The organism is Paraburkholderia sp. A1RI-2L, from assembly GCF_048957375.1.
In the GTDB taxonomy this organism is placed as follows: Bacteria; Pseudomonadota; Gammaproteobacteria; order Burkholderiales; family Burkholderiaceae; genus Paraburkholderia.
The window spans coordinates 995,389-1,016,057 of record NZ_JARBTA010000001.1 but is presented as its reverse complement, the minus strand read 5'-3'; the positions used below and the strand labels follow the sequence as shown (position 1 = coordinate 1,016,057).

Genomic DNA, 20,669 nt, shown 5'->3' with positions numbered 1-20,669 from the left:
AAGTGGGTTACTTGCGCCATAGCCAGCCGTCCTTGGAACCGTACACACCGTTGGCAACGAGGCCGGTTACGGCCGCCCTGGCACGCTCGTTTCGCTTTCGTGGCTCACAGGTCAGGCTCGATGCAACCAGCCGGACAGCGGCCTCTATTTCGAGGCACGGCTGGTTCGGTGCAGCGTCACCCTTGCCGAAGTCGCGAGACTGGCGCAGCGGCTCGGCGAGCGCATCGAGCGCGATACGCTGATTGCCTCCTTGCGGGAGCCTCACGCGTCGCACTTCCGCAGTGCTCTCGTCAGCCTCCACGACACACGACGTAACCGGCTCGCCGTGCTCGTCGTCGCCGAGTTCCACCACGCGCAGCACGAAGGCATGGCGTCCGCCGTCGGCGTCATCCTTGCTCTTCGCAACGCTCCACTCGCGGCGGCCGTCGTTGCGTGAGACCTCGATTGCGGCGTCGAGCGCGGCGTACAGGCTGCTGTGTCCGCGCAGGCCCTTCGTGCCATCCTTGCCGGTGTGGTGGACGAGCAGCACCAGACCGCCGAGCCTGCGCTGTGCCTCCTTGCACGCCTCGATGAGCTGTCCCATGTCCGCACTTGAGTTCTCGTCGGTGCCAGGCGCAGCACGGTTCAGCGTGTCGATGACGAGCAGCCCGTCTCGCCCGCCCGCCGCCAGCACCGCCGCGCACAGGTCAACAACGTCTTCAGACTGGCGCAGGTCGAGCGCCTGCGTGACGAAGCGCAGACGGTCCGGCAGGTTGCAACGCTGGCGGATGCTCCACGCCTTTGCGCGCTTGCCAAGCCCGGCCTCGCCTTCAAGGCACACGTACGTCACGGGAGCCGCGTGGACGCGCCGCCCGAACCATTCGGCGCCTTCCGCGATGGCGGCGCACAGGTCGAGCACCAGGAACGATTTGCCCGAGCCGGACGGCCCATAGACAGCGCCGAAGCCTGAAGCGGGCAGCACGCCTTGAACCATCCAGCGCAGCGACGGCGCGCTCAGCAGGTCGTCAGCCGATTGGAGGCGGTATCGCATGGGCGGCGTTTTCGCGGCGCGCAGCAGGTCCGCCAGCGCCTCGGTGCCGTGCTCGGCCTCGTAGTCGTTCGCGTCGTAGTTACCCGGCTTGCTGGCGGGCAGTTCGACCCACGCACCGGCAATCTCGCGGGCTATCTCCTGGGCATCCGCTTCCTTGCCGCAGTCGGGCACGATGACGATGCGCGCGGCCGGAAAGCGCTTGCGCAGCACCTTTGCGATGGAGCGCGTGCGCCCTGCGCCAAAGGTGACCACGGCGGCGGCGTGATAGTCCGCCTTTGCGCACGCCCAGGCCTGCCCGATTCCCTCGCAAACGTATAGGGTGCCGTCGGTCGCAATTTCCCCGACCACGAACAGGCCGTCATTGAACGATGCGCCCGGCGCGTTGAGCTTCTTCCCGGCACCAGGCGGCGGGACGAACTGCATTGTGCAGAGCATCCCATCGAACGAGCGCACCGGGACCGCCAGCCAGCCAGCTACGCGCTCGCCGCCGATGGTCAACGTGTCATCGGCTGGCACCACACGCAGGCCGTCAGGGCTTCCGCGCTTCGCCACGATGTAGGGATGGTCGGCACTGGCGGCCGGATAGCCGTCGAACGTGGCGGCGAGGTCGGTGCGCGGCTTCCGGGGCGCGTCAGCCTTCGGCGATTTCGCGACCGCTACCCGTGCCGCTGGCGTGCCGTTGCGCGCGCGTGGATCGCGCCAACCAACATCCATCGCCATCCTGAACAGCGTGCCCGACCCGATGCCACCGTCTGCCTTGATGCTGCGCCATACTGAACGGGCATCGCGCTCACCGCTGTAGTTCGCGCCGCCAGCCGACCATTCGAGAAAATCATCCTCGGACAGGCCCGCCGCCTTCGCAGCCATGCCGGCGCTCACCCACTCATTGCGCGGGCAACCGGCGTCGAGCGCAAACAAGGCGTCACGGGCACGCGCGGCGTCGTGACCGTTTACCATGTGGCCCCCGTGCCGCGCCCTGCATTGATGCGAGCGGCTCGCGCTTTCACCTCGCCGACGTTCGCACGTCGCTTGCTGGTGGCGGCTTGCACCCGGTCAATCCATTCACGAGCGCCGGCAGCAAACGAAGCTTCGATGGACTCGTCGCTCAGCCAGTAGCGCGTTACCCACGAGATGCGGCCATCGTTCGTCCCGTCCGCAACCTCGCGGCGCTCGATGGTCCAGCCGTATTTGCCTTCAAGGTAATGCACCCATGCGGCGGCTCTCGTCGTAGATTGGCTAAACACGGCCTCCATACCGGTCAGCGTGTTGCCTTCCAGCAGCGCAGCCAGAAACGACGCTGTGACGGTATTTACGCGTGTCGGCAGGACTCCATTAGAATTGCGATGTTCGTTCGCGCTCGTTGGCTTCGGCTGGCGGGCGTTTTTCTTGTCCATTTACGCCACCCCGCCGCTCAGCAATGCCTGGATTTCAGAAACGCGCCAGGCAAGGCGTCCATTGATGCGGACGGGACGGATGGGGCCGTTTTCGAGACAGGCCCATTTGCGAAGGGTTTGCGGCTTGCGGTTTAGCGCGGCGGCCGCTTCGTCGGTCGGCAGAACTGCCTCGATGTGGCGTGCGGCGGGACTGACGGGAGTGCTATGGATGGTGGTCATATCAACGTCCAATTACTAGCCTCTCGCGGGTAGCCTTGGACGTTGACAACGTGCCGAATTCGTTTCAACGCCCAAGATTCCGCCGTGTTCGGCTTTGTGCTTCGGCGTTGATAGGTTCCTATTTCGGGAGGCTCCCGAATCAACTCCCGATTTGCTCCCGATTTTCAGCCGCTACGGCCTTTTCAAGTTCTTTTCGCACGTCACTGGCGTCGTGGCGCGGGCGTCCAGCACTTTTTTCCTCGCGCGATAAGTCCGCGAGTGCCCCGCGCCGTCCATTGAGCCGCCAACCGCCTCCACCAACCTTATCCAGTTTCCCGCCCAACTCGCGAAAACGGACCAAGCGGCGCATTTGACGTTGTTCCACGGTTTCGTGGGTGGATACTGGCTCGCCATTGACCTCCAATGCCCCATCGCGCCACAGATACGTCGGCACGCGAATACCCTCTCGTTGGAGCAACCTCACGACATCGTCTCGATGCAGTTCAATGGACGCCTCAAGAATCTCTATCGCTTCGGACAAGTCGCTGGTTTCCGGCTCCACAATCTCCGCGGCGAAGTCATCAATGGCGCGGCCTCGCCTGTAGCAAGGCAAATCTCGATTGACGAGCCATTCATTGACCAAAGCGCTTGCCGCCGATGCCTTCGTGGTGGTGTCACGAAGCACTTTCGGACGTTGTTCACTTATCCGACCGAGCACGGCCAACGCTTGTTCAGCAAATGCGGCATCCTCGTCGAGCTTCGTATTGAGCCAGTACAGGGAAAATTTCTCGGGGCACACTTTGGCATCCGTGTCTTGCGTGGAATCCATATCGCGCGTGGGTGCGGCCTGAACGTAGGCGCCAGGGTTCGCCTCGTACCAGAGTCGGCTGGCGGTCACGTCAATCTTGGTAAGCGTCAGCGTGTCGTACAGGTTGAGCTCGCCATCGTAGACCGCGCTCAGCAGCAGGCGCTCGTAACGTCCCATGATGAGGTCGCGGAGTCGCCTCACCGTGTTTGGGTATTCGCCGGTATCGCCAACCGCCAGCAATTGCGCCTGCGCTTCATGCGGTTCCATGTCTGCCGGCACGAATGCCGACGCAATCAGTACCAAGAGGGATGAGCAGGGCTGAAAGCGACGGACGGAAGGAAGATCCGCGCCTACACTGTCCGGCGTCAGCAGCGTACGAAATGAGCCGGGGACTCGGTTCGCCACCGCCCACGCATCCAATTCGGCCACATCGAATGACGCTCGCTGCGCATACTCACCCACCGCCCGGTATCGGTTCTCGTGGATTTCGGCAGCATGCCGCGCCGATCGCCGCTCGCGTTGCTCCTGAATCGGTTCGTCTGCTGCGATTCTGCCGAGCTCGTCCGGCACTTCCCACTCTTCGCGCTGACTCGCCCAAAAGACGAAGTCGAATCGCTCGACCTTCCCATTGCGCACCCTCAGCAGGTCGTACTTTGCCTCGATGGCACCTTGTAGCTCACGCAGGCGCTCCGCGTAGGACGTGCGCAAGTGTTCGGGAACGGGCTGGTCAGGGTCGATGTGGAGCGAGAGGGAGATTGCTTGCTCGGGCGTCCAGAACTGCATGTTCGGGCTTGCCCAGTGAGGCCAATTCGGCTTTGCCATCCGCACACCTTCACGTGCGAACCTTCAAATTGGGAGCCCCTGCCAGGCCGGTGAAGGTGTCCGGCTCTTCGCCCCGTCGAGCTAGGCAGGAGCAAACCACGATGCTACAACCAACGCGCCAATCAATAACGGTCGTCGTTCGCTGCCTCTCTGGCCTCAAACCTTCGCATCTGCCAGCCACGTATCTGCACGAGCGCGCGGGCCCACTGCCCGGGAGTGAGAATCCGCCAGCCGGCCTCCGGGCGTGGCCACATGCGCCGCACGCGGAAACTCTCGATGTCGTCCCAGTTCGGATTGCTCGGGTTCGCTGCGGGCGCCGGCTTCTCCTGCCCAACGTCCCTAGCGACCTCGACAAGCGCCAGCGGCACCTTCCCGGCGTTGTCGTACTCCGTGAAGAGGACGGAGTCGAGGTCCACCATCGTCAGTGATTCGGCTTGCTCGCTGCAAAGGTAGCGGCGTATCGACGGCGCGCGATGCCAGATTCCATAGGCGCGGTCGCGTGTTTCGTACAGTTCGAGCCTCATAGTCGGCTCCTCAATAAGGACGGCGCCGTTGCGCGCCGTAGTGCCTGTTATTGCCGACGGCGCCGGGCGCTCTCGAAGGACAAAACGTCGGCAGTGGTTGACGTGAAGCGTCGGGCCAGAGGTGCGTCCAGTTGGCTCAGTTCCTCGTACGCTCGCGCGAGACATATCTCAATACGGGCGAGCGCCGCCCTCTGTGCAGAGTTGCACTTTGTCTTAGACGCATCTTGCAGGCTGAGGAATCCTGCCCGCAGTATGACGCCGACATTTTCGAGTGCAAACGCTGCGGCCTCGTCAGCATTGCGATTAGCCATGGTCCGAACCTCTCACCAGAGCGCCACTGATGTCGGCCGCTTGCTGCAAAGCCTGCCTGAGAATGAGGTAAGCGGCGTGCTCTGTGCCGGTCCCGACCTGCTGTATCAGGGGACCAACCTCATCGGCAATATCCTCAGCCATATAGATGAACCGCTCAAGCTGCGCTGTTCGCTGGCGGATTTGCTGCGCCTTCTGCTTGGCGTAGCCTCGTTCAAACCGCTCACGCCGGATCATCGCAATGCCGCGCGGGGTCGGCCCGCGACGTCGGGCATTCAGCACGGGTGGCCGGTCAAAAGCCGGGTGCGTCAGAACCTTTTCGTCATTCATGGCGCGCCTCGCGTTTCGGGTCAAAGAGCGCGGCGCCACTCGTCACTGCGCGCAGCCCGAGAATTGCCGCAGCGGCCAGGCGTTCAGAGAAGCCCTGCTCTATACCCCATCCCGAACCGTCTTGAGTGTGGTTCCACTCTCTGGACGTGATGGCGCAAAGAATGGCATAGAACGCCTCGTGCTCATCCTTAGCGGCAAGCTCCGCAATCTCAGCGAAATACCGCCTGCCAACCCTGATGCCATCGTGCCAGTACCCGTTCCTATCGTGCGGGACGCACCAATTCGACCTGATTCCAGGACCGTCTTGTGTTGCAGTGAACGACAAGTCGAGTCGTGATGAAACTTCCAAATCGACAATCGGACTCGCGCTGACGACGACTTCGCGGAATGTGCGCTCTTGCCCGGTAGAATTGACCTTAGCCATGATACGGACCTCCTATATAGGCCGTGTTGTGGTCAGGCGGTCATGGTGCGCCAACACCCTGGCCGCCGCTTTTGCCTGAAGCCGTCAGGCGTCGGTCAAACTACTTCGCGGCCTCCAGGCGCACTACGGCGCGGCTTCCCGTCGCTTCGGCGTAGCGGGACAACGTGCGCAGCGATGGCATCGTGCGGCCACTCTCCATGCGTGCGATGGTCGATTGGGTCGTCTGCATCTTCTCGGCCACCTGTTCCTGAGTCAGTCCGGCACGCACGCGCGCGGCAATGAGTTCACGCGCGACGGCAAATTCCGGCGCCTGCGCCTCATACTCGGCCTGGGTAGCCGGGTCCGCCAGCAGACGTTTCTTCAGGGTTGCAAGGTCAGTCATCGTTCAATCCTCCTTCATCCGGGCGTAAGCCGTTTCGATGGCACGGCGCGGGGTCTTCTGCGTCTTCTTCACAAACACGTGCAACACAACCAGCCGCTGCCCGGTCCTCGTAACGTATATCGCCCGCGCGATGCCATCCCGCCCCGTCATGCGGATTTCCCACAGCTTGCCCTCCAGCGGGCGCACATGGGGCATCCCGACGCGCTGCGGACCGAACTCCGCCAGCATTTCCGCGATATGCAGGAATCGGGCGCGCATATCGGGCGGCAGTGCCAGCAATTCGGCTTCGGCCTCGGGTATCAACTCAACATGCCACGTCATCAGTTTATCTCTTTTTTGCTATATTTGCACATCACTGACTGACCGCCTGGAAGCCCTGTTGGTTCTGCTCGGGCTTGAAGTCGATGTGAGCCTCTTTGAGAATCCAGGCCTCCAGCTTGTCGTGCCACGCGCGCAGCAGGTCGAGCGGTCGAACGTTGTAGTGACGCTCGGCGATGGCAGACGGCTTGTGACCCATGATTTGCGCCTTGATGCCGGACGGGAGTTCCGTCCACTCCGCAAGGCTCGAGAATGACCGCCGCAGGCCGTGCAACGTCACCGGGGCAATGCCGGCAATCACGCAGACGCGATGCAAGGCGTTGTTCGGCGCGGCCAGCCGGCCATCGCCCGACTTCTTGCTGGCGAATACCCATTCCGACGGCTGCCACGTTTCGCCCTTGGCCGCGAGGCTACGCATCTGGCGCACGTTCGGCGGCGTGTCGTTGATGCGCTTGAGCTCGCGCAGCACGGTGGCGAAATAAGGCGTCAGCGGAATAATCCGGCCCGTCTCGGTTTCCACCTTGTCTTTCAGGTGCAGGCTGCGCCAGCGGAAATCCACATCGTCCCAGCGCAGCTCGGCCAGTTCCTCGCGGCGCGCGCCGGTTAGCAGCAGGCCAATCAGATAGCCTTCCATGACCGGGTTGCTGAGCTGGCGGACCGCGCCGAACCACGCGGCCAGTTGCTCGCGCTGAATGGAATCGGTCTTGGCTGCCTGCTTCGGCAGGGCGTCTCTCGAAAGGCGCGTGGCGACGGCCTGCGAGTCGATAAGCCCCTGATATTCGGCCTTCGATTCGCACCACGTCGCGAAGATGCGCAGCAGGTTGAAGGCAAGGCGGGCGCGAGCCGGGCGCTGGGCAGCCTCATCCGCCAGCCATTGGCCCATGCGCTCGGCGCTCAGGTCCGACAGCTTCAGCGGCATGAGCGCAGCGAGCGGGCCCGGTTCGGTCAGCCCCTTACCGCGCTTCTTCTCTTGGCCGCCAGCACTGGCGAGGGTTACATGGTCGCGGTAGTGCAGCTCGCTCCACTTCGAGCGGCGAGCCTCGATATACACCTTCCATGCTTCTGTCAGCGTCACGTCTTTGCGACGAGCCTCCACCTTCCGGGCTTCATGGGCGGCGCGCTGCTCGGCGGCCTGCTCGCGCGGATCTTTACCGTCATCGATTACCGTTTTCAGGCGCGCGGCCTCGGTGCGGGCCTTCCCCAGCAATACCGCGCGGGCGTCGCCTATGGTGACGCGGACAGTCTTGCCGAACAGACGGGATTCGAAGATGTAGGAACGCGCGCCGGCGAGCGTCACGCGCAGGCCGAGCCCCGGAACCTTGGCGTCCCAGTGAATCGTCTGCGTCTTGCCGGGCACCGCTTCGAACGAGGCCACCCGCTCCGCCGTGAAATTGACCTTTGCCATTGCCTGTCCTGTTGGGGCCGAATCTATGTAGGCACCGTGTAGGCAAAGTATAGGTCAATCAATCAACGCGGTTCAACAGGAATATGTAGGCAATGTTCGCTGTAACACCCACCACAGCTAAGCTTCAGTGAATTTCGTAAATCTCGGTCAACACCGGTAAATGCTGGCTTGAGAGGATTGTGATTCCTGTCGTCGTGGGTTCGAGTCCCATCAGCCACCCCAAGAATTCAAGCAAAAAGCCCAGTTCCTTTGAACTGGGCTTTTTGCTTTCTGGTTTTCGAATACTCGTCCCGCTCCTCCCCGCCATTAACTCAGAAAATGATCAATTCCATGGACTCCTTATGGACTCGATCATATTAGCGACTGCCTGGCGACTCGACGCCTCAATGCCCCAAGCAAGCCTTCACTGTATGCAAAATGAGTAGTTTCAGCAAATCTATTCATAGCGAATAATATGCAGGATGCCAAATCAATAAACTCGATGAAATCGATGACATCCCATCGTCATCCGTGCGTAAAATCGCTTCCCACAGCAAGACGATCCCAATAGTACGCACCCGACGACGGACATATCGACACCATGGAAAAATGGCTCGAACGACGCTTCACGCTTTCTGGCCGCGCCACGCGCCGCGAGTACGCCATCACGATGCTGCTCTTCCTGATATTCGTTTGTGCGCTCGACGTTTTCATGCCCGAAGACGGGCTCGGCAGTACGCTTGCGGCCACGATTCTCGGCATGGTGATTGCGTGCGTGGCACTCTGGGTTCCCATTGCCGCAATGGTGCGCCGGCTCCACGATATTGGCATGAGCGGCTGGTGGTGGTGGTTGATGGCCGCCATGCCGCTGGGCCAGATCGGCATCGTGCTGCTGCTATTTGTCGGCCCTGATAAATTCAATGGAACACGCTTTTATCCGGACCCGCGCAAAAGCGAGGCGAGTGCCTTCTGAGCACGCACCTTACCAGACGGCGCCCTACCGGCAACGCGATAAACCTCATTGCACCGCGTTGCCGTCGATCCACGCACGCGCCGCCTCGAAGCCCGCCTCGGCCGCCGCATGCTCGGTCGACCACAGGCGGTCGATATGGACCAGTTGCCAGTCCGTTACCAGAGCGCCTTCCTTGAGCACGCGAAAGTGCGCCTTCACGCCCGTGAGCACCTGCTCAACCGCCACTTCGATGTCGTAGTCCTTGTAGCGCTCCTCATAGTCACCCATGTCGATGCCTTTCGGCTCCATGATCGTCTCTCCGTCGTGGCCAGGTGATCCATCCTCCCACTTCCACGCCGGGCGCACAACTCTGCGCGCAAGCCCCGAAGCCGCCCGCCAGCGATTGACAACCGCGCGATCGACACCTCCGTCGACTTCACGAGCGCAACGACTTCCGAGCCGACCTTCAGTTCGAGTTCGTCGATCGAGCGCGTCGTGATGACCGTCGTGGCGTCTCGCTGCCCAGCACGCGCTGGAGCACGCGCGCTTCGATCCCGGCAAAGCGCGCGTCCGCGCGGGCGCGAGGACGTTCGAGCGGCACGCGCTGGTCGAGTGCGATGCAGCCCTGCTCCACCAGCAGAATGCGGTCGCCCAGCGCGACGGCCTCATGCACGTCGTGGGTGACCAGCAGCGCAGTAAAGCGATGCTCGCGCCAGAGGCGCTCGATCAGCGCATGCATTTCGATGCGCGTGAGCGCATCGAGTGCGCCGAACGGCTCGTCGAGCAGCAACAAGCGCGGCCGGTGCACCAGCGCCCGCGCAAGCGCCACGCGCTGACGCTGCCCGCCCGAGAGCCGCGCGGGCCATTCGTCGGCGCGTGCAAGCAGCCCGACTTCATCGAGCACGGCGCGAGCGTCGTCGCGCGCACCGCGCCCAAGCCCGAGCATCACGTTCTGGAGGACGGTTTTCCACGGCAGCAGCCGTGCGTCCTGAAACATCAGGCGCGTCTCGAGCGACGCGCCACGCTCGTCGCGCCGCGTCAGCTCGCCGGCATCGGGCGCTTCGAGCCCGGCAACGAGGCGCAGCAGCGTAGATTTCCCGCAGCCGCTTCGTCCCACGATCGCCACGAAGCTGCCGCGTTCGATCGAGAGGTCGAAGCCATCGAGCACGACGCGCTCGCCATAGCGCTTGCCCACGCGGCGCAATTCGACGGCCGGGTCGTGCGTGCGCGCGTCACTGCGCGCAGTCGCCGTTTCTGTCGTTACCGGCGCGCGTCGATCCTGTTCGCCGGCTTGAGTGCGCTGCGCGCCATGCCGCGCGTCCGCCTCGTGCGCTTCGCGCTCCTGGGTGCGCGGCAACTCGATCTCAGCTTCGAGATCACGGCCCGCGACGCCGCCGAAATGAACCGCCAACATGCTTGCGTTCATGCATCGCTCCCTTGTTGATAAGCGGGGTGCCAGCGCAGCGCAGCACGTTCGAGCCATTTGGCGAGCCAGTCGGCGAGCTTGCCGAGCGCGGCGTAGAGCAGAACGCCGACCACCACCACATCGGTCTGAAGAAATTCGCGCGCGTTCATCGTCATGTAGCCGATGCCCGACTGCGCGGAAATCGTTTCCGCGACAATCAGCGTCACCCACATCAATCCGAGCGCGAAGCGCACGCCCACGAGAATCGACGGCAGTGCGCCGGGCAGGATGACTTCGCGACAGAGCGCAAAGCCCCTGAGGCCATAGCTGCGCGCCATTTCGATGAGGTTCGCGTCGACCGAGCGGATACCGTGAAAAGTATTCACATACACCGGGAAAAACACGCCGAGCGCGACGAGAAACACCTTCGCCTGCTCCTCGATGCCGAACCAGAGGATCACGAGCGGAATCATCGCGAGCGCGGGAATATTGCGGATCATCTGGATGGTCGAGTCGAGCGCGGTCTCGGCGGACTTGAAGAGCCCGGTGGCAAGACCGAGCACGAGGCCGATGCCGCCGCCGATCGCGAAACCCGAAATCGCGCGCCAGGTGCTCACGCGCACGTCCTGCAGCATCTCGCCCGATTCGACGAGCGACCACGCGGCCTTCACGACCGCGAGCGGTTCGGGCAGCACGCGAGTGGAAAGCACACCGCTGCGTGCGGCCAGCTCCCACGCGGCCAGAATCGCGAGCGGCACGAGCCAGGGCGCGACGCGTGCGAACGCCTTGCGCCCAACCAAGGCGAATGGCCGCCCCCCACGTGGATCAATGGCCGCGCCGGCGGCAGTTACAGCGGTTTGATTCATCGTTATGTCATCCTGATCATATTGCGCGGTTCGGGCGATATTGAATTCGCGTTCGCCTCCATCTGGAAACCGATAAGCCAGTCGATCGTGGATCAGCTCTGGCCCACCTTCGGCAAATACTGATTACCGACCACCTCGCCGAACGGACCCGAGACCGGACCACCAGACGTCTTCGTGCGGCGTCCCGGCAACAGCGGAAACACGAGCTCTGCGAAGCGGTAGGATTCCTCAAGATGAGGGTAGCCCGAAAGAATGAAGGTCTCGATACCCAGCTGCGCGTATTCCTTCATGCGTTCGGCAACCTGCTCCGGATTGCCGACCAGCGCCGTGCCCGCGCCGCCACGCACAAGGCCCACGCCCGCCCACAGGTTCGGATGCACCTCCAGTTCCTTGCGCGTGCCGCGCTTGCCGCCGTGCAGCGCGGCCATGCGGCGCTGGCCTTCCGAATCCATCTTGTTGAACGCCGCCTGCGCACGCGCGATGGTGTCGTCGTCGAGACGACTGATGAGGCGCTCCGCCGCTGCCCATGCTTGCTCTTCGGTCTCGCGCACGATCACGTGCATGCGAATGCCGAAGCGGATCTTGCGGCCGTGCCGCTCGGCCCGTGCGCGGATATCGGCGATTTTCTTCGCGACGGCCTCGGGTGGTTCGCCCCACGTCAGATAGGTATCGATGTGCGCGCCCGCCATATCGTGAGCAGCCGGCGACGAGCCGCCGAACCACAGCGGCGGATGTGGATGCTGCACCGGCGGATAAAGCGCCCTGCCGCCCTTCGAACTCAGATGCTTGCCTTCGAAGTCGATCGCCTCGCTGGTGTGCGAAGCGGCAAGCAGCTTGCGCCAGATATGCAGGAATTCGTCGGTGATTTCGTAGCGCGTGTCGTGATCGACGAACACCCCGTCGCCTTCGAGTTCGGCGGCGTCGCCTCCCGTCACTACGTTGATGAGCAAGCGTCCATTCGAAAGGCGATCGAAAGTCGCGGCCATGCGTGCGGAAAGCGCCGGCGACGAAAGGCCCGGGCGAATCGCAACGAGAAACTTCAGGCGCCGCGTCGCGGCAATCAGACTCGATGCCACGACCCAAGCGTCTTCGCATGAACGGCCCGTCGGCAGCAGAACGCCTTCATAGCCGAGCGTATCGGCCGCGACGGCCACTTGCTGGAAATAGGCGAGATCAGCGGCGCGCGCGCCTTCGGCCGTACCCAGATAACGGCTGTCGCCATGGGTCGGGATGAACCAGAAAACATTCATGCATTGCTCCTGCTTTTGTTCGAGCCGTGAGACGGAAAAGTTCGAGGCGCGGCCCCATGCGACGGCAAGGACCGGAACACCGGTCAAACCGGCGGAGTCGATTAAATCGGCGGGGCCACAACGGTGGCGCCGTATTCATGGAGACCCAGTCTAGGGATCGCCCTAACAGGTTGCTGAAGTACCGCTGAAACACGTCATCGCGGAGCGTTCGTCAAACGTTGATAGATGGACTTCCACTTGCCACATCGAGATCATGCGCGGCGCCGACACGTTTACCGAGAGTCTGTTTTCTGTACGCAAGCTGGACGAGTTCGTTCCGAAGTCGCATCCGTTGCGTTCGATCCGCGTGATGGCGAACGAAGCGCTGGGGAAGATGGATCGGCTGTTCGCCGGGATGTACGAATCCGACATAAAGGGCGGTCGACCGAGCATCGCGCCAGAGAAGTTGCTGCGGGCCATGCTGATTCAGGTGCTTTACAGCATCCGTTCCGAGCGCCAGCTGATGGAGCAGGTGCAATACAACCTGCTTTTTCGCTGGTTCATCGGCCTTGCAATGGATGATGAGGTGTGGGTGCCCACGGTCTTCACGAAGAACCGCGAGCGATTGATCAAGCACGATGCGGTCATCGAATTCTTCAACGAAGTGGTGGCCATTGCCGAGAAGAAGTGTCTGCTTTCGGGTGAGCATTTCAGCGTGGACGGCACGCTGATCCAGGCGTGGGCCGGACACAAGAGCTTCGTACGCAAGAACGGTGACGATCAGGATAACGATGGTGGTGGCGCAGGCGACTTCAAGGGCGAGAAACGCAGCAACGAAACACATCAGTCGAGAACCGACCCTGATGCGCAGCTCTATCGCAAAGGCAAAACGGCCAGCGAATTGCGGTACATGGGCCATACGCTGACCGATAACCGGCACGGCCTGGTGGTCAATGCGCGCGTGACACGCGCCGACGGGCATGCCGAGCGTGAAGCGGCCAAGATCATGGTCCACGACGCGCGGCAAGCAGCAAAGGATCCGAACGCAGAAGTGACGTTGGGTGCAGACAAGGGTTACGACGCCCAGGAATTCATCGAGGCGTGCCAGCAGATGAAGGTCACACCGCACGTTGCGCAAAATACCGCGGGGCGACGTTCGGCGGTGCCCGATACGATTGCCTCGAGCGTGGGCTACGCCATTTCGCAGCAGAAGCGCAAGTTGATAGAACAAGGCTTCGGCTGGGCCAAGACCGTGGGACGCATGCGTCAGGTGATGGTGCGCGGTTTGAAGAAGGTGGACCAGATGTTTGTGTTGAACATGGCGGCCTACAACCTCGTGCGCATGCGATCGCTGGCAGAAGTCCGCCCATAGCGGCGGGAAAGAGCGGCAATGAGGCCAGAAGTCGGCCTCAGACCGCTTTAAAACAGTTGATTCGCGTTGAAATCGCACAATGCGAAAGATTTAGCGACGGCGGTCGCGCAAATCGAGAAAGGCAGCTTCCGTCGGGGTGTATTTCCGCAACCTGCTAAGCGTTTTGAACGATTTTTTTGAGCTTAGGTTTTCCACTTTCGTGCTTTACGCGACGCTTTAACATACACAGGTGCAATGGCGCGGCGCGCCGATATAATGGCGCACACATCGACAATAATCCGGCCGGCCGCGCTTTTACGCCTTTTCATTTCAGGCACGCGCGGTCCGCGCCACGCAATCCTCGCGCACCCTCATGCAAAAACTGATTTTGCCGTTCGTATCCGGCTTTCTGGCCTCGCTGTTCTTTCGCGAAGCAACACTCGCGCTGCTTCACGCGGCGCAAGTCATCGATGCCGCCGGTTTCTCCACCGAGCCGTTCGCTCCCATCGGCCTGCCTGAGTTCCTCGTCAACGCGATCTGGAGCGCGCTGTGGGCCATCCCGATGACGTGGCTGCTGCGCATCTCGCCGTCGCGCCCCGCTCCCTGGGTGCAGGCGTTCGTGTTCGGCGGCATCGTGCTCACAGCCGCCATGCTGTTCGTGGTCGATCCGCTGCGCGGCATCTGGCCGAGCGGCAACATGCTGCCTCGCGTCGCCACGGGCTTCGCGTCGAATGCGGTCTGGGGCTGGGGCGCACTCGTGTTCATGCGCGCCTTCATGAGCGAAACCAGCGAAGACTGAAGCGGCGCTCATGCGCGGCGAAAGTAGCAGGCGCGCCGCGCGCAGCGCCCGCCGGCGAGTCTAATCCGGCAACGCCCGCAGCGGATGCCCGGCGGCATTCCAGGGGCTCTTGAACATCGCCTGCACGTCGGCGGGCGGCACATCCTCGATACGCGCGAAACGCCAGTGCGGATCATTGTCCTTGTCGATGATGCGCGCGCGGATGCCCTCCATTGCGTCGCCCTGGGCAAAGCTCGATCGCGTGAGATCGAGATCGCGGCGCAGTACGTCGGCCATCGAGCCCTCCGCCAGCGACACCGCTTCGAGCGACACCGCCATCGACAACGGCGAGCGCTCCCGCAACACCCCCACGATCTGCTCGGCCCAATCGCTTTGCACATCCTTCGCGCCGTGCTGCACGCTCTCCAGCGACGCAAGAATCGCCGCCACCGAAGGCCGCGAAAAATGCTGATCGATCCACGCGCGCGCAACGGCCAGCGCCGAACACGCTGCATTGCGCCGCACCTCCTCGCTCGATGCGGCAGCGGCACGAATCCGTTGGACGACCGCTTCGCCCGTTGCGAACGACTCAGTCAGCAGTGCATCGAGCAGCGCGGGCCACGCCGCCTCGTCGATGAACACATCGGCGAGACCGGCATAGAGCGCGCTATCGGCGTCGATCGTCTCCCCGGTCACTGCGAGATAGCGCCCGAGCGCACCCGGCGTGCGCGCGAGGAACCAGCCCATGCCGACATCGGGAAAGAACCCGATGCGCGTCTCGGGCATCGCCATGCGTGTCGTGGTGCCTGCCACGCGCAGTCCGCCGGTGCGATGCGCGCCCTGCGAAATCCCCATGCCGCCGCCCATCACAACGCCATTCAGCAACGCGATATAAGGTTTCGGATAACTGAAGATTGCATGATTCAGCCGGTATTCCTCGATAAAAAACGTATCGACTGCAGCGTGATCGCCAGCGCGGTACGACTCATGGAGAAAGCGGATGTCGCCGCCCGCGCAGAACGCGCGCGGATGACGCGTGTGCACGATCACGGCGAGCACGTCGGGGTCGTCGCGCCAGGCATCGAGCGCGGCCTGCATCGAGCGAATCATCGCCGTGGTCAGCACGTTGAGCGCCCGCGGGCGATCGAACTCGATCAACCCGATGCGGTTCGCAACCTGCGTGAGCACGTACTGCGCTGCATCGGCGGCAAAGGCGTTTGCGGTGACTTCCTGTGACATGACAATCGATCGATCAGGATGAAAGGACGAAGAAAACCTGCGCTCCGCGGCAGCGCGCGCCATGCTCACGCCCCCCAGCTAACCGCGCCCAGCGAGGCTATCACGATGGGCCGTTTCGCGTTTTCTCCACTGCACCCGCGGGCGGTGGCGGACTGCCAAGCCAGCCGCCGAGCCCGGCGTCGACGATCGGCGCCAACGCCGCCTCATGCGCGAACCCCGGCCCGATCAGCGAAAACACCACCACGCCATGGAGCATCGCCCATAACGCGCGTGCAAGCAGCGCAGGCTCGCCTTGCGCGCCGCTGTGCAAATGCCCCGCGGTCACAAGCGCTTCGAGCGCATCGGCGAACAGATCCGCCACGCGCGCAGCGTCCTCGCAAGGCAGCGCATCGCCGGATTCGGCAATCGCCGGAGGGTCGCGCGCCGGCCGCGTTGCCGCACGGCCCGTTACGTGCATCCCGAAACGGCCGCCCTCCCGCGGCTCCATGAACATGAGCCGGTAAGCCTCCTGATGCGCGCGCCCGAAGGCGACATAGGCATGCGCCAGCGCATGAAGCCGCTCCCACGGGTCGCCGATCTGCGCGCACGGTTCAAGATGCGCAAGCAACTGCGCAAAGCTCTCGCGTCCCAGCGCGCGGGCAATCTCATCGCGGCTGTCGAAATGTAGGTAAAGCGAAGCCGGCGAATAGCCGATCGCCTCGGCAAGCTTGCGCATCGAAAGTGCATGCAGCCCGTCGCGCGTCACGATGCGGCGTGCGGCATCCAGTATGCGCGCGCGCAGTGCCATGCGAAACGCGATGGCATCGGGGTCTTTGGGTTCAACGATGTCCATGGGAACAGCCTGAGCGCGATTATCGAGCCGGCGCGCCGGGATGTGCGGCACCGGCTCGCCCAGTCTCATCAGGAAAGCAAAGTGCCCGGCGGAAAATGGCCGCTTTTTAGCAATACCGGCGTGCCGTTGCTGAGTTCAAGATGCGCGCGCGCCACGGCCTCGATGCGCGCTCGGCCGGCATCGAACGCCTGCATCCACGCGTCGCGCCCCGCGGACAGCGCACCGAAATGATCCTCGAGCGCCTCGACCGAGATCGCGCAGGGCACGCGCGCACCGTCCACCAGCGCTGGAAACCCCACGGTGAGATTTGCATCGTGCCAGGACGGCGCCTCGGAAGGGAAACGGATATCCATGTCCAGCCCCGTTGGAAAATCTGCAGAAGAAAACCCGCGCCGACGGACGGCGGGATCGCGTCCCATGTTACTCGCTGCACGCCCCGACAGGACCGATACGTGACATCGGCCGCCGTGCAACCGATAGACGAATGGGTACGGAAGCTGCAACACTGAACATGATCGGCGCGCGAGAAATGCGCGCCATGCAAACCTTTCACTATTGCAAGCGCGGCTTCCTGTGAAGCGCAGCGCCAGCCCGGTTCAACCGGAAGCACGGGCCCGGAGTCAGTGCCAAAGCACTAACGCCGGCCGACGCAGGAAAACTATGGAATCGCACCTGAACGGCCAATACTTCGAAGAAAACCGTGAAATATCCGAGCAGCAGGCCGCGAGCCGCTGGTTCACTTACGCACAGGAACACGGCATCGAGGTCTCGCACGCGATCAGCCTGTGGGAAGACGCGGCCACGCCCGAAGGCGAACGTAGCCGCGAGACCATCGCGACCAGCGGCATCCGCATCGTGCCGCCTGAATACTGAATGGTCTCGGTATGGCCTCGGTGCGACCTCAGTGAGCCTGCATTTTTGAAAACAGATTCAGCACGACCACACCGGCCACGATGAGCCCGAGACCGAGCACGGCGGGCAGATCGGGCACCTGCTTGTAGAGCACCATCGCGACGAGCGTGATGAGCACGATGCCCACGCCGGACCAAACGGCATAGACCACGCCCACGGGCAAATTCTTGAGCGTGAGCGAGAGACAGTAGAACGCGACGCCATAACCGGCGACCACCACCGCCGATGGCACGAGCCGCGAAAAACCCTCCGAAGCGCGCAGCGCGGACGTGGCAATGACTTCCGCGACGATGGCGATGGTGAGAATGAGCCAGGGAGACATGCGCATCGCGTCAGGCCTTCGCAAGCGCGAGCTTGCTGTAGTCGGCGTCGAGATGGGCGCACAGCGCCTCGACCACGAGTTCGTGATCGGCACGCTGCGGCAGCCCCGAAACCGTCACCGAGCCGATCACGCCGGCGCCCGCGACGGTCAGCGGAAACGCGCCGCCATGCGTGGCGTAATCAGCTACGGGCAGGCCGTTTTTCTCCGCGAGCGAGGAGCCCGACTGCTGCACGCGCAAGCCGATCGCATACGAACTGCGCCGGAAATGCTCGACCACGCGCGACTTGCGGCGCGCCCACTCGACGTTCTCGGGCGTCGCGCCGGCAAGCGCGCAGAAGAACAGCGGCAGGCCAAAGGTGCGCACGTCGATGACGACCGCGTGCGAGCGCGCGACCGCAAGCTCGCGCAGCAAAGTGCCGAGTTGCCAGGCGCGATCGGTGTCGAAACGGGGAAACACCAGCGCGTGTTCCTGCGCGGCTATCGATTGCAGATCGAGGGCGATGTCCATGAGCAGTTATGAGGCAGAGTAAGGGGCGAAAAGGTTGGGCGGCTCGCGATTTCTGCTGCGACAACCGGGCACACGATTCTAGCCTGGCCCCTTATGCGAACGGACCGGGCGCAGCCTCGCCCGCCCGGTCCGCAATGATTCTGCTATCTCCCAGAGGAATGTTGGTAATTGTTGTTGCGTCGCAGCGGCATTTACCCTATACTTCTTTTTCTGACGGACGCGGGGTGGAGCAGTCTGGCAGCTCGTCGGGCTCATAACCCGAAGGTCGCAGGTTCAAATCCTGCCCCCGCAACCAAAGTCCATTGAGACTTTCACAAAAACCGTCATGCCATCAAACCCGCTTCGGCGGGTTTTTTGTTGTCCAGCGAAATCCGTCCCGAACGCGGCGCGATATTTGGGGGACCGGTCCATGAAGAAGCAAACATTCGTCCGCCTGGCACTTGCCGCCGCCTCTGTCGGTCTGGCCAGCGCAGCATACGCGACCGATGTCAACGTAGGCATCAACGTGGGGACCCCTGTCCCTGTCGTGGTCGCGCCGCCGCCCGCCGCCATCGTCGTCACGCCTGGCTGGTATGGCGACCGCTATTGGGATGGCCGCCGTTACTGGGACCGCGACGACTGGGACAAGCACCACCACAACAACAAGGGCTGGCACTGCCCGCCCGGTCACGCCAAGAAGGGCGAATGCTAATCGGACGCCCTTCCGGTCACGCACCCAACACGAAAAACCCGGCTCGCGCCGGGTTTTGTTTTTCTGGCACGCGGAATTGAAGAGAGCATGGTTCAGCTCCCCTTTCCCAGGTGGTCGGGCCAACCGGTCTCTGGAAGCACATTTTTGCTCGTCGGCAAACAAGGACGCGGCGACGAGATTCAATTTTTAAGATTTGCGAAATGGTTGAACGAAAAAGGCGCAACAGTGGACGCGCTAGTGAGTGAGCCTATAGCGCCATTGGCAAAATCCATGGCCAGCATTCGCGCTACTTATACTCGAATTCCTCCGTGCTCCTATCAATACTGGTGCCATATAACCAGGGTTTCCAGAATTCATGAACCTTGAGCTTTCGATGCTTCCCTAAGCAACCCGATACATATCGTCATCACTGGAAAAAGGCGACTATTGGAATCATAGGATCAACGCGCTTACCGCCAATGGAGCATCCAGAGGCAATATGAAAATCGGCGTTGTGTGGGAAGGAGGTCCTGCGCACTCGCTCGATCGTTTCCGGTCGATCAGCCTGAATACATTTATCCCCCTCTTCACACTACCGAACGTGACGTGGTTTTCCTTAAAGAAAGGAAAAAGCGAGCGAGAAAGTTGTGCGCTCGAGAAGCATTTCGATTTGCACACGCTTGGCCCGGAAATTCACGATTTTACGGATACGCTATCAATACTCAACAAACTGGATTTGCTTATTTCGGTTGATACATCGGTCGCTCACCCTCGCGGGCGCGGGCGGCACTCCAGTGTGGACGCTCATACCGGCTTACGGCGATTGGCGATGGCCACCCATAGAACGGACATCCCCTGGTATCCGACCATGCAATTGTTTCGGCAACGCAAATTACGAAATTGGGTTGAGGTCGTGAGTGAAGTGAGGGATGCATTACTGGCACGCACCAGAGCCGAAGCCTGGCGCGGTGTTCGGCGCGATCCCCGCTGAAATCGAACCGCTTCCGATCGCCACACAAGCGGGCAGCAGCCCGCCCCCTCCTCCAATACCGGGAATCCGCGCCCGCTCCCGTCGCCCCGCCTTGCGGTGATACACTCGCATCACCCATCCCCCTATCGTGCCCATGAAATTCTGCTCGACTTGTGGTCAGGCGGTCAGCCTGCTCGTTCCGCCCGGCGACAATCGCGAACGCTACGTCTGCTCGCACTGCGGCGCCATCCACTACCAGAATCCGCGCAACGTGGTCGGCACCGTTCCCGTCTGGGAAGACAAGGTGCTGCTGTGCCGCCGCGCGATCGAGCCGCGCTACGGCTACTGGACGCTGCCTGCCGGCTTCATGGAGATGGGCGAGACGACCTCCGAAGCCGCTGCGCGCGAGACGCTCGAGGAAGCCGGCGCACGCGTCGAGGTGCAGAACCTGTTCTCGTTGCTGAATGTGCCGCGCGTGCATCAGGTGCATCTGTTCTATCTTGCGCGCCTGCTCGACCTCGATATCGAAGCCGGTGAAGAGAGCCTCGAAGTGCGCCTCTTCGAAGAGCACGAAATCCCGTGGGACGACATCGCGTTCCCCACCGTCGGCCAGACCCTGCGTTGCTTCTTTTCCGACCGCCAATCGGGTAGCTACGGCCTGCACACGGGCGACGTCCTGCGCTCCCTGCGCGACGGCTGACCTGCTTTACGG

General features: G+C 62.5%; 26 protein-coding genes, 1 tRNA gene and 1 pseudogene. 8 read left to right on the top strand and 20 right to left on the bottom strand.

Annotated features, from left to right (window positions below; all coding sequences use genetic code 11):
- Nucleotides 1–7 precede the first annotated feature (7 nt).
- The 10 genes from PWP93_RS04810 to PWP93_RS04765 form a co-directional block, all read right to left on the bottom strand.
- Nucleotides 8–1,987: an AAA family ATPase gene (locus PWP93_RS04810; RefSeq protein WP_421043664.1), complete on the bottom strand. Its 1,980-nt coding sequence runs from the start codon at nt 1,985–1,987 to the stop codon at nt 8–10.
- Nucleotides 1,981–2,424 carry a helix-turn-helix domain-containing protein gene (locus PWP93_RS04805; RefSeq protein ID WP_421043663.1) on the bottom strand — a complete coding sequence of 148 codons (444 nt, stop codon included), beginning with the start codon at nt 2,422–2,424 and terminating at the stop codon, nt 1,981–1,983. The genes PWP93_RS04810 and PWP93_RS04805 overlap by 7 nt, the downstream gene beginning before the upstream one ends.
- Complete coding sequence (locus tag PWP93_RS04800; RefSeq protein WP_421043662.1) at nt 2,425–2,643, bottom strand: helix-turn-helix domain-containing protein; 219 nt, start codon at nt 2,641–2,643, stop codon at nt 2,425–2,427. It lies immediately after the preceding gene.
- Between the two features lie 139 nt (nt 2,644–2,782).
- The gene (locus tag PWP93_RS04795) at nt 2,783–4,252 is read right to left on the bottom strand and encodes a hypothetical protein (RefSeq protein WP_421043661.1); all 1,470 of its coding nucleotides are present in this window, start codon (nt 4,250–4,252) and stop codon (nt 2,783–2,785) included.
- A 122-nt stretch (nt 4,253–4,374) separates the two neighbouring features.
- Nucleotides 4,375–4,776 (bottom strand): hypothetical protein, encoded by a 402-nt coding sequence (locus PWP93_RS04790; RefSeq protein WP_421043660.1) that lies wholly within the window; start codon nt 4,774–4,776, stop codon nt 4,375–4,377.
- Between the two features lie 303 nt (nt 4,777–5,079).
- Nucleotides 5,080–5,415 (bottom strand): hypothetical protein, encoded by a 336-nt coding sequence (locus PWP93_RS04785; RefSeq protein ID WP_421043659.1) that lies wholly within the window; start codon nt 5,413–5,415, stop codon nt 5,080–5,082.
- The gene (locus PWP93_RS04780; RefSeq protein ID WP_421043658.1) at nt 5,408–5,839 is read right to left on the bottom strand and encodes a hypothetical protein; all 432 of its coding nucleotides are present in this window, start codon (nt 5,837–5,839) and stop codon (nt 5,408–5,410) included. Before PWP93_RS04780 ends, PWP93_RS04785 begins: the two co-directional genes overlap by 8 nt.
- A 100-nt stretch (nt 5,840–5,939) precedes the next feature.
- The gene (locus PWP93_RS04775) at nt 5,940–6,221 is read right to left on the bottom strand and encodes a helix-turn-helix domain-containing protein (protein WP_421043657.1); all 282 of its coding nucleotides are present in this window, start codon (nt 6,219–6,221) and stop codon (nt 5,940–5,942) included.
- Between the two features lie 3 nt (nt 6,222–6,224).
- Nucleotides 6,225–6,542 carry a type II toxin-antitoxin system RelE/ParE family toxin gene (locus PWP93_RS04770; protein ID WP_421043656.1) on the bottom strand — a complete coding sequence of 106 codons (318 nt, stop codon included), beginning with the start codon at nt 6,540–6,542 and terminating at the stop codon, nt 6,225–6,227.
- Nucleotides 6,543–6,573: 31 nt separating this feature from the next.
- Nucleotides 6,574–7,944 carry a tyrosine-type recombinase/integrase gene (locus PWP93_RS04765; protein ID WP_421043655.1) on the bottom strand — a complete coding sequence of 457 codons (1,371 nt, stop codon included), beginning with the start codon at nt 7,942–7,944 and terminating at the stop codon, nt 6,574–6,576.
- Between the two features lie 580 nt (nt 7,945–8,524).
- Between PWP93_RS04765 and PWP93_RS04760 the strand changes: the two genes are divergently transcribed.
- Entirely contained in the window at nt 8,525–8,896 is a 372-nt protein-coding gene (locus tag PWP93_RS04760) for a DUF805 domain-containing protein (protein ID WP_421043654.1), read from the top strand.
- 45 nt (nt 8,897–8,941) lie between these two features.
- On the opposite strand, the gene PWP93_RS04755 is transcribed toward PWP93_RS04760, so the two are convergent.
- From PWP93_RS04755 to ssuD, 5 genes and pseudogenes are all read right to left on the bottom strand, one after another.
- A complete protein-coding gene (locus PWP93_RS04755) occupies nt 8,942–9,184 on the bottom strand; it encodes a DUF6566 family protein (protein WP_421043653.1) in 243 nt (80 codons plus the stop codon).
- A 98-nt stretch (nt 9,185–9,282) separates the two neighbouring features.
- A pseudogene (locus PWP93_RS04750) lies at nt 9,283–9,384 on the bottom strand (TOBE domain-containing protein); the annotation flags it as partial.
- Complete coding sequence (locus PWP93_RS04745) at nt 9,342–10,301, bottom strand: ATP-binding cassette domain-containing protein (RefSeq protein ID WP_421043652.1); 960 nt, start codon at nt 10,299–10,301, stop codon at nt 9,342–9,344. The gene PWP93_RS04745 and the pseudogene PWP93_RS04750, both read right to left, overlap by 43 nt.
- Entirely contained in the window at nt 10,298–11,146 is an 849-nt protein-coding gene (gene ssuC, locus PWP93_RS04740; RefSeq protein WP_421043651.1) for an aliphatic sulfonate ABC transporter permease SsuC, read from the bottom strand. Before ssuC ends, PWP93_RS04745 begins: the two co-directional genes overlap by 4 nt.
- A gap of 92 nt (nt 11,147–11,238) precedes the next feature.
- A complete protein-coding gene (gene ssuD / locus PWP93_RS04735) occupies nt 11,239–12,396 on the bottom strand; it encodes an FMNH2-dependent alkanesulfonate monooxygenase (RefSeq protein WP_421043650.1) in 1,158 nt (385 codons plus the stop codon).
- 253 nt (nt 12,397–12,649) lie between these two features.
- Here ssuD and PWP93_RS04730 point away from each other — a divergent pair, with 253 nt between their 5' ends.
- Together PWP93_RS04730 and PWP93_RS04725 are read left to right on the top strand one after the other, a co-directional pair.
- Nucleotides 12,650–13,747, top strand: a complete 1,098-nt coding sequence (locus PWP93_RS04730) for an IS5 family transposase (RefSeq protein WP_421043649.1) — start codon at nt 12,650–12,652, stop codon at nt 13,745–13,747.
- A gap of 352 nt (nt 13,748–14,099) precedes the next feature.
- Complete coding sequence (locus PWP93_RS04725) at nt 14,100–14,525, top strand: hypothetical protein (RefSeq protein ID WP_421043648.1); 426 nt, start codon at nt 14,100–14,102, stop codon at nt 14,523–14,525.
- Nucleotides 14,526–14,585: 60 nt separating this feature from the next.
- Here PWP93_RS04725 and PWP93_RS04720 read toward each other — a convergent pair whose 3' ends face one another.
- From PWP93_RS04720 to PWP93_RS04710, 3 genes are all read right to left on the bottom strand, one after another.
- Entirely contained in the window at nt 14,586–15,743 is a 1,158-nt protein-coding gene (locus PWP93_RS04720; protein WP_421043647.1) for an enoyl-CoA hydratase/isomerase family protein, read from the bottom strand.
- A gap of 100 nt (nt 15,744–15,843) precedes the next feature.
- Entirely contained in the window at nt 15,844–16,575 is a 732-nt protein-coding gene (locus tag PWP93_RS04715; protein WP_421043646.1) for a TetR/AcrR family transcriptional regulator, read from the bottom strand.
- A gap of 68 nt (nt 16,576–16,643) precedes the next feature.
- Nucleotides 16,644–16,928 (bottom strand): DUF1488 domain-containing protein, encoded by a 285-nt coding sequence (locus PWP93_RS04710; RefSeq protein ID WP_421025220.1) that lies wholly within the window; start codon nt 16,926–16,928, stop codon nt 16,644–16,646.
- Nucleotides 16,929–17,235: 307 nt separating this feature from the next.
- Between PWP93_RS04710 and PWP93_RS04705 the strand changes: the two genes are divergently transcribed.
- The gene (locus PWP93_RS04705) at nt 17,236–17,448 is read left to right on the top strand and encodes a hypothetical protein (RefSeq protein WP_421024127.1); all 213 of its coding nucleotides are present in this window, start codon (nt 17,236–17,238) and stop codon (nt 17,446–17,448) included.
- A gap of 28 nt (nt 17,449–17,476) precedes the next feature.
- Here PWP93_RS04705 and PWP93_RS04700 read toward each other — a convergent pair whose 3' ends face one another.
- The gene (locus tag PWP93_RS04700; RefSeq protein ID WP_421024128.1) at nt 17,477–17,809 is read right to left on the bottom strand and encodes a DMT family transporter; all 333 of its coding nucleotides are present in this window, start codon (nt 17,807–17,809) and stop codon (nt 17,477–17,479) included.
- 10 nt (nt 17,810–17,819) lie between these two features.
- Nucleotides 17,820–18,317 carry a heme-degrading domain-containing protein gene (locus tag PWP93_RS04695; protein WP_421043645.1) on the bottom strand — a complete coding sequence of 166 codons (498 nt, stop codon included), beginning with the start codon at nt 18,315–18,317 and terminating at the stop codon, nt 17,820–17,822.
- Between the two features lie 218 nt (nt 18,318–18,535).
- On the opposite strand from PWP93_RS04695, the gene PWP93_RS04690 reads away from it, so the two are divergent.
- The 4 genes from PWP93_RS04690 (at nt 18,536) to PWP93_RS04675 (ending at nt 20,657) form a co-directional block, all read left to right on the top strand.
- A tRNA-Met gene (locus PWP93_RS04690) sits at nt 18,536–18,612 on the top strand.
- A 114-nt stretch (nt 18,613–18,726) separates the two neighbouring features.
- Nucleotides 18,727–19,008, top strand: a complete 282-nt coding sequence (locus tag PWP93_RS04685; protein WP_421024130.1) for a hypothetical protein — start codon at nt 18,727–18,729, stop codon at nt 19,006–19,008.
- Nucleotides 19,009–19,486: 478 nt separating this feature from the next.
- Nucleotides 19,487–19,978 (top strand): hypothetical protein, encoded by a 492-nt coding sequence (locus tag PWP93_RS04680; RefSeq protein WP_421043644.1) that lies wholly within the window; start codon nt 19,487–19,489, stop codon nt 19,976–19,978.
- Between the two features lie 133 nt (nt 19,979–20,111).
- Nucleotides 20,112–20,657 carry an NUDIX hydrolase gene (locus PWP93_RS04675; protein ID WP_421024132.1) on the top strand — a complete coding sequence of 182 codons (546 nt, stop codon included), beginning with the start codon at nt 20,112–20,114 and terminating at the stop codon, nt 20,655–20,657.
- Nucleotides 20,658–20,669 lie beyond the last annotated feature (12 nt).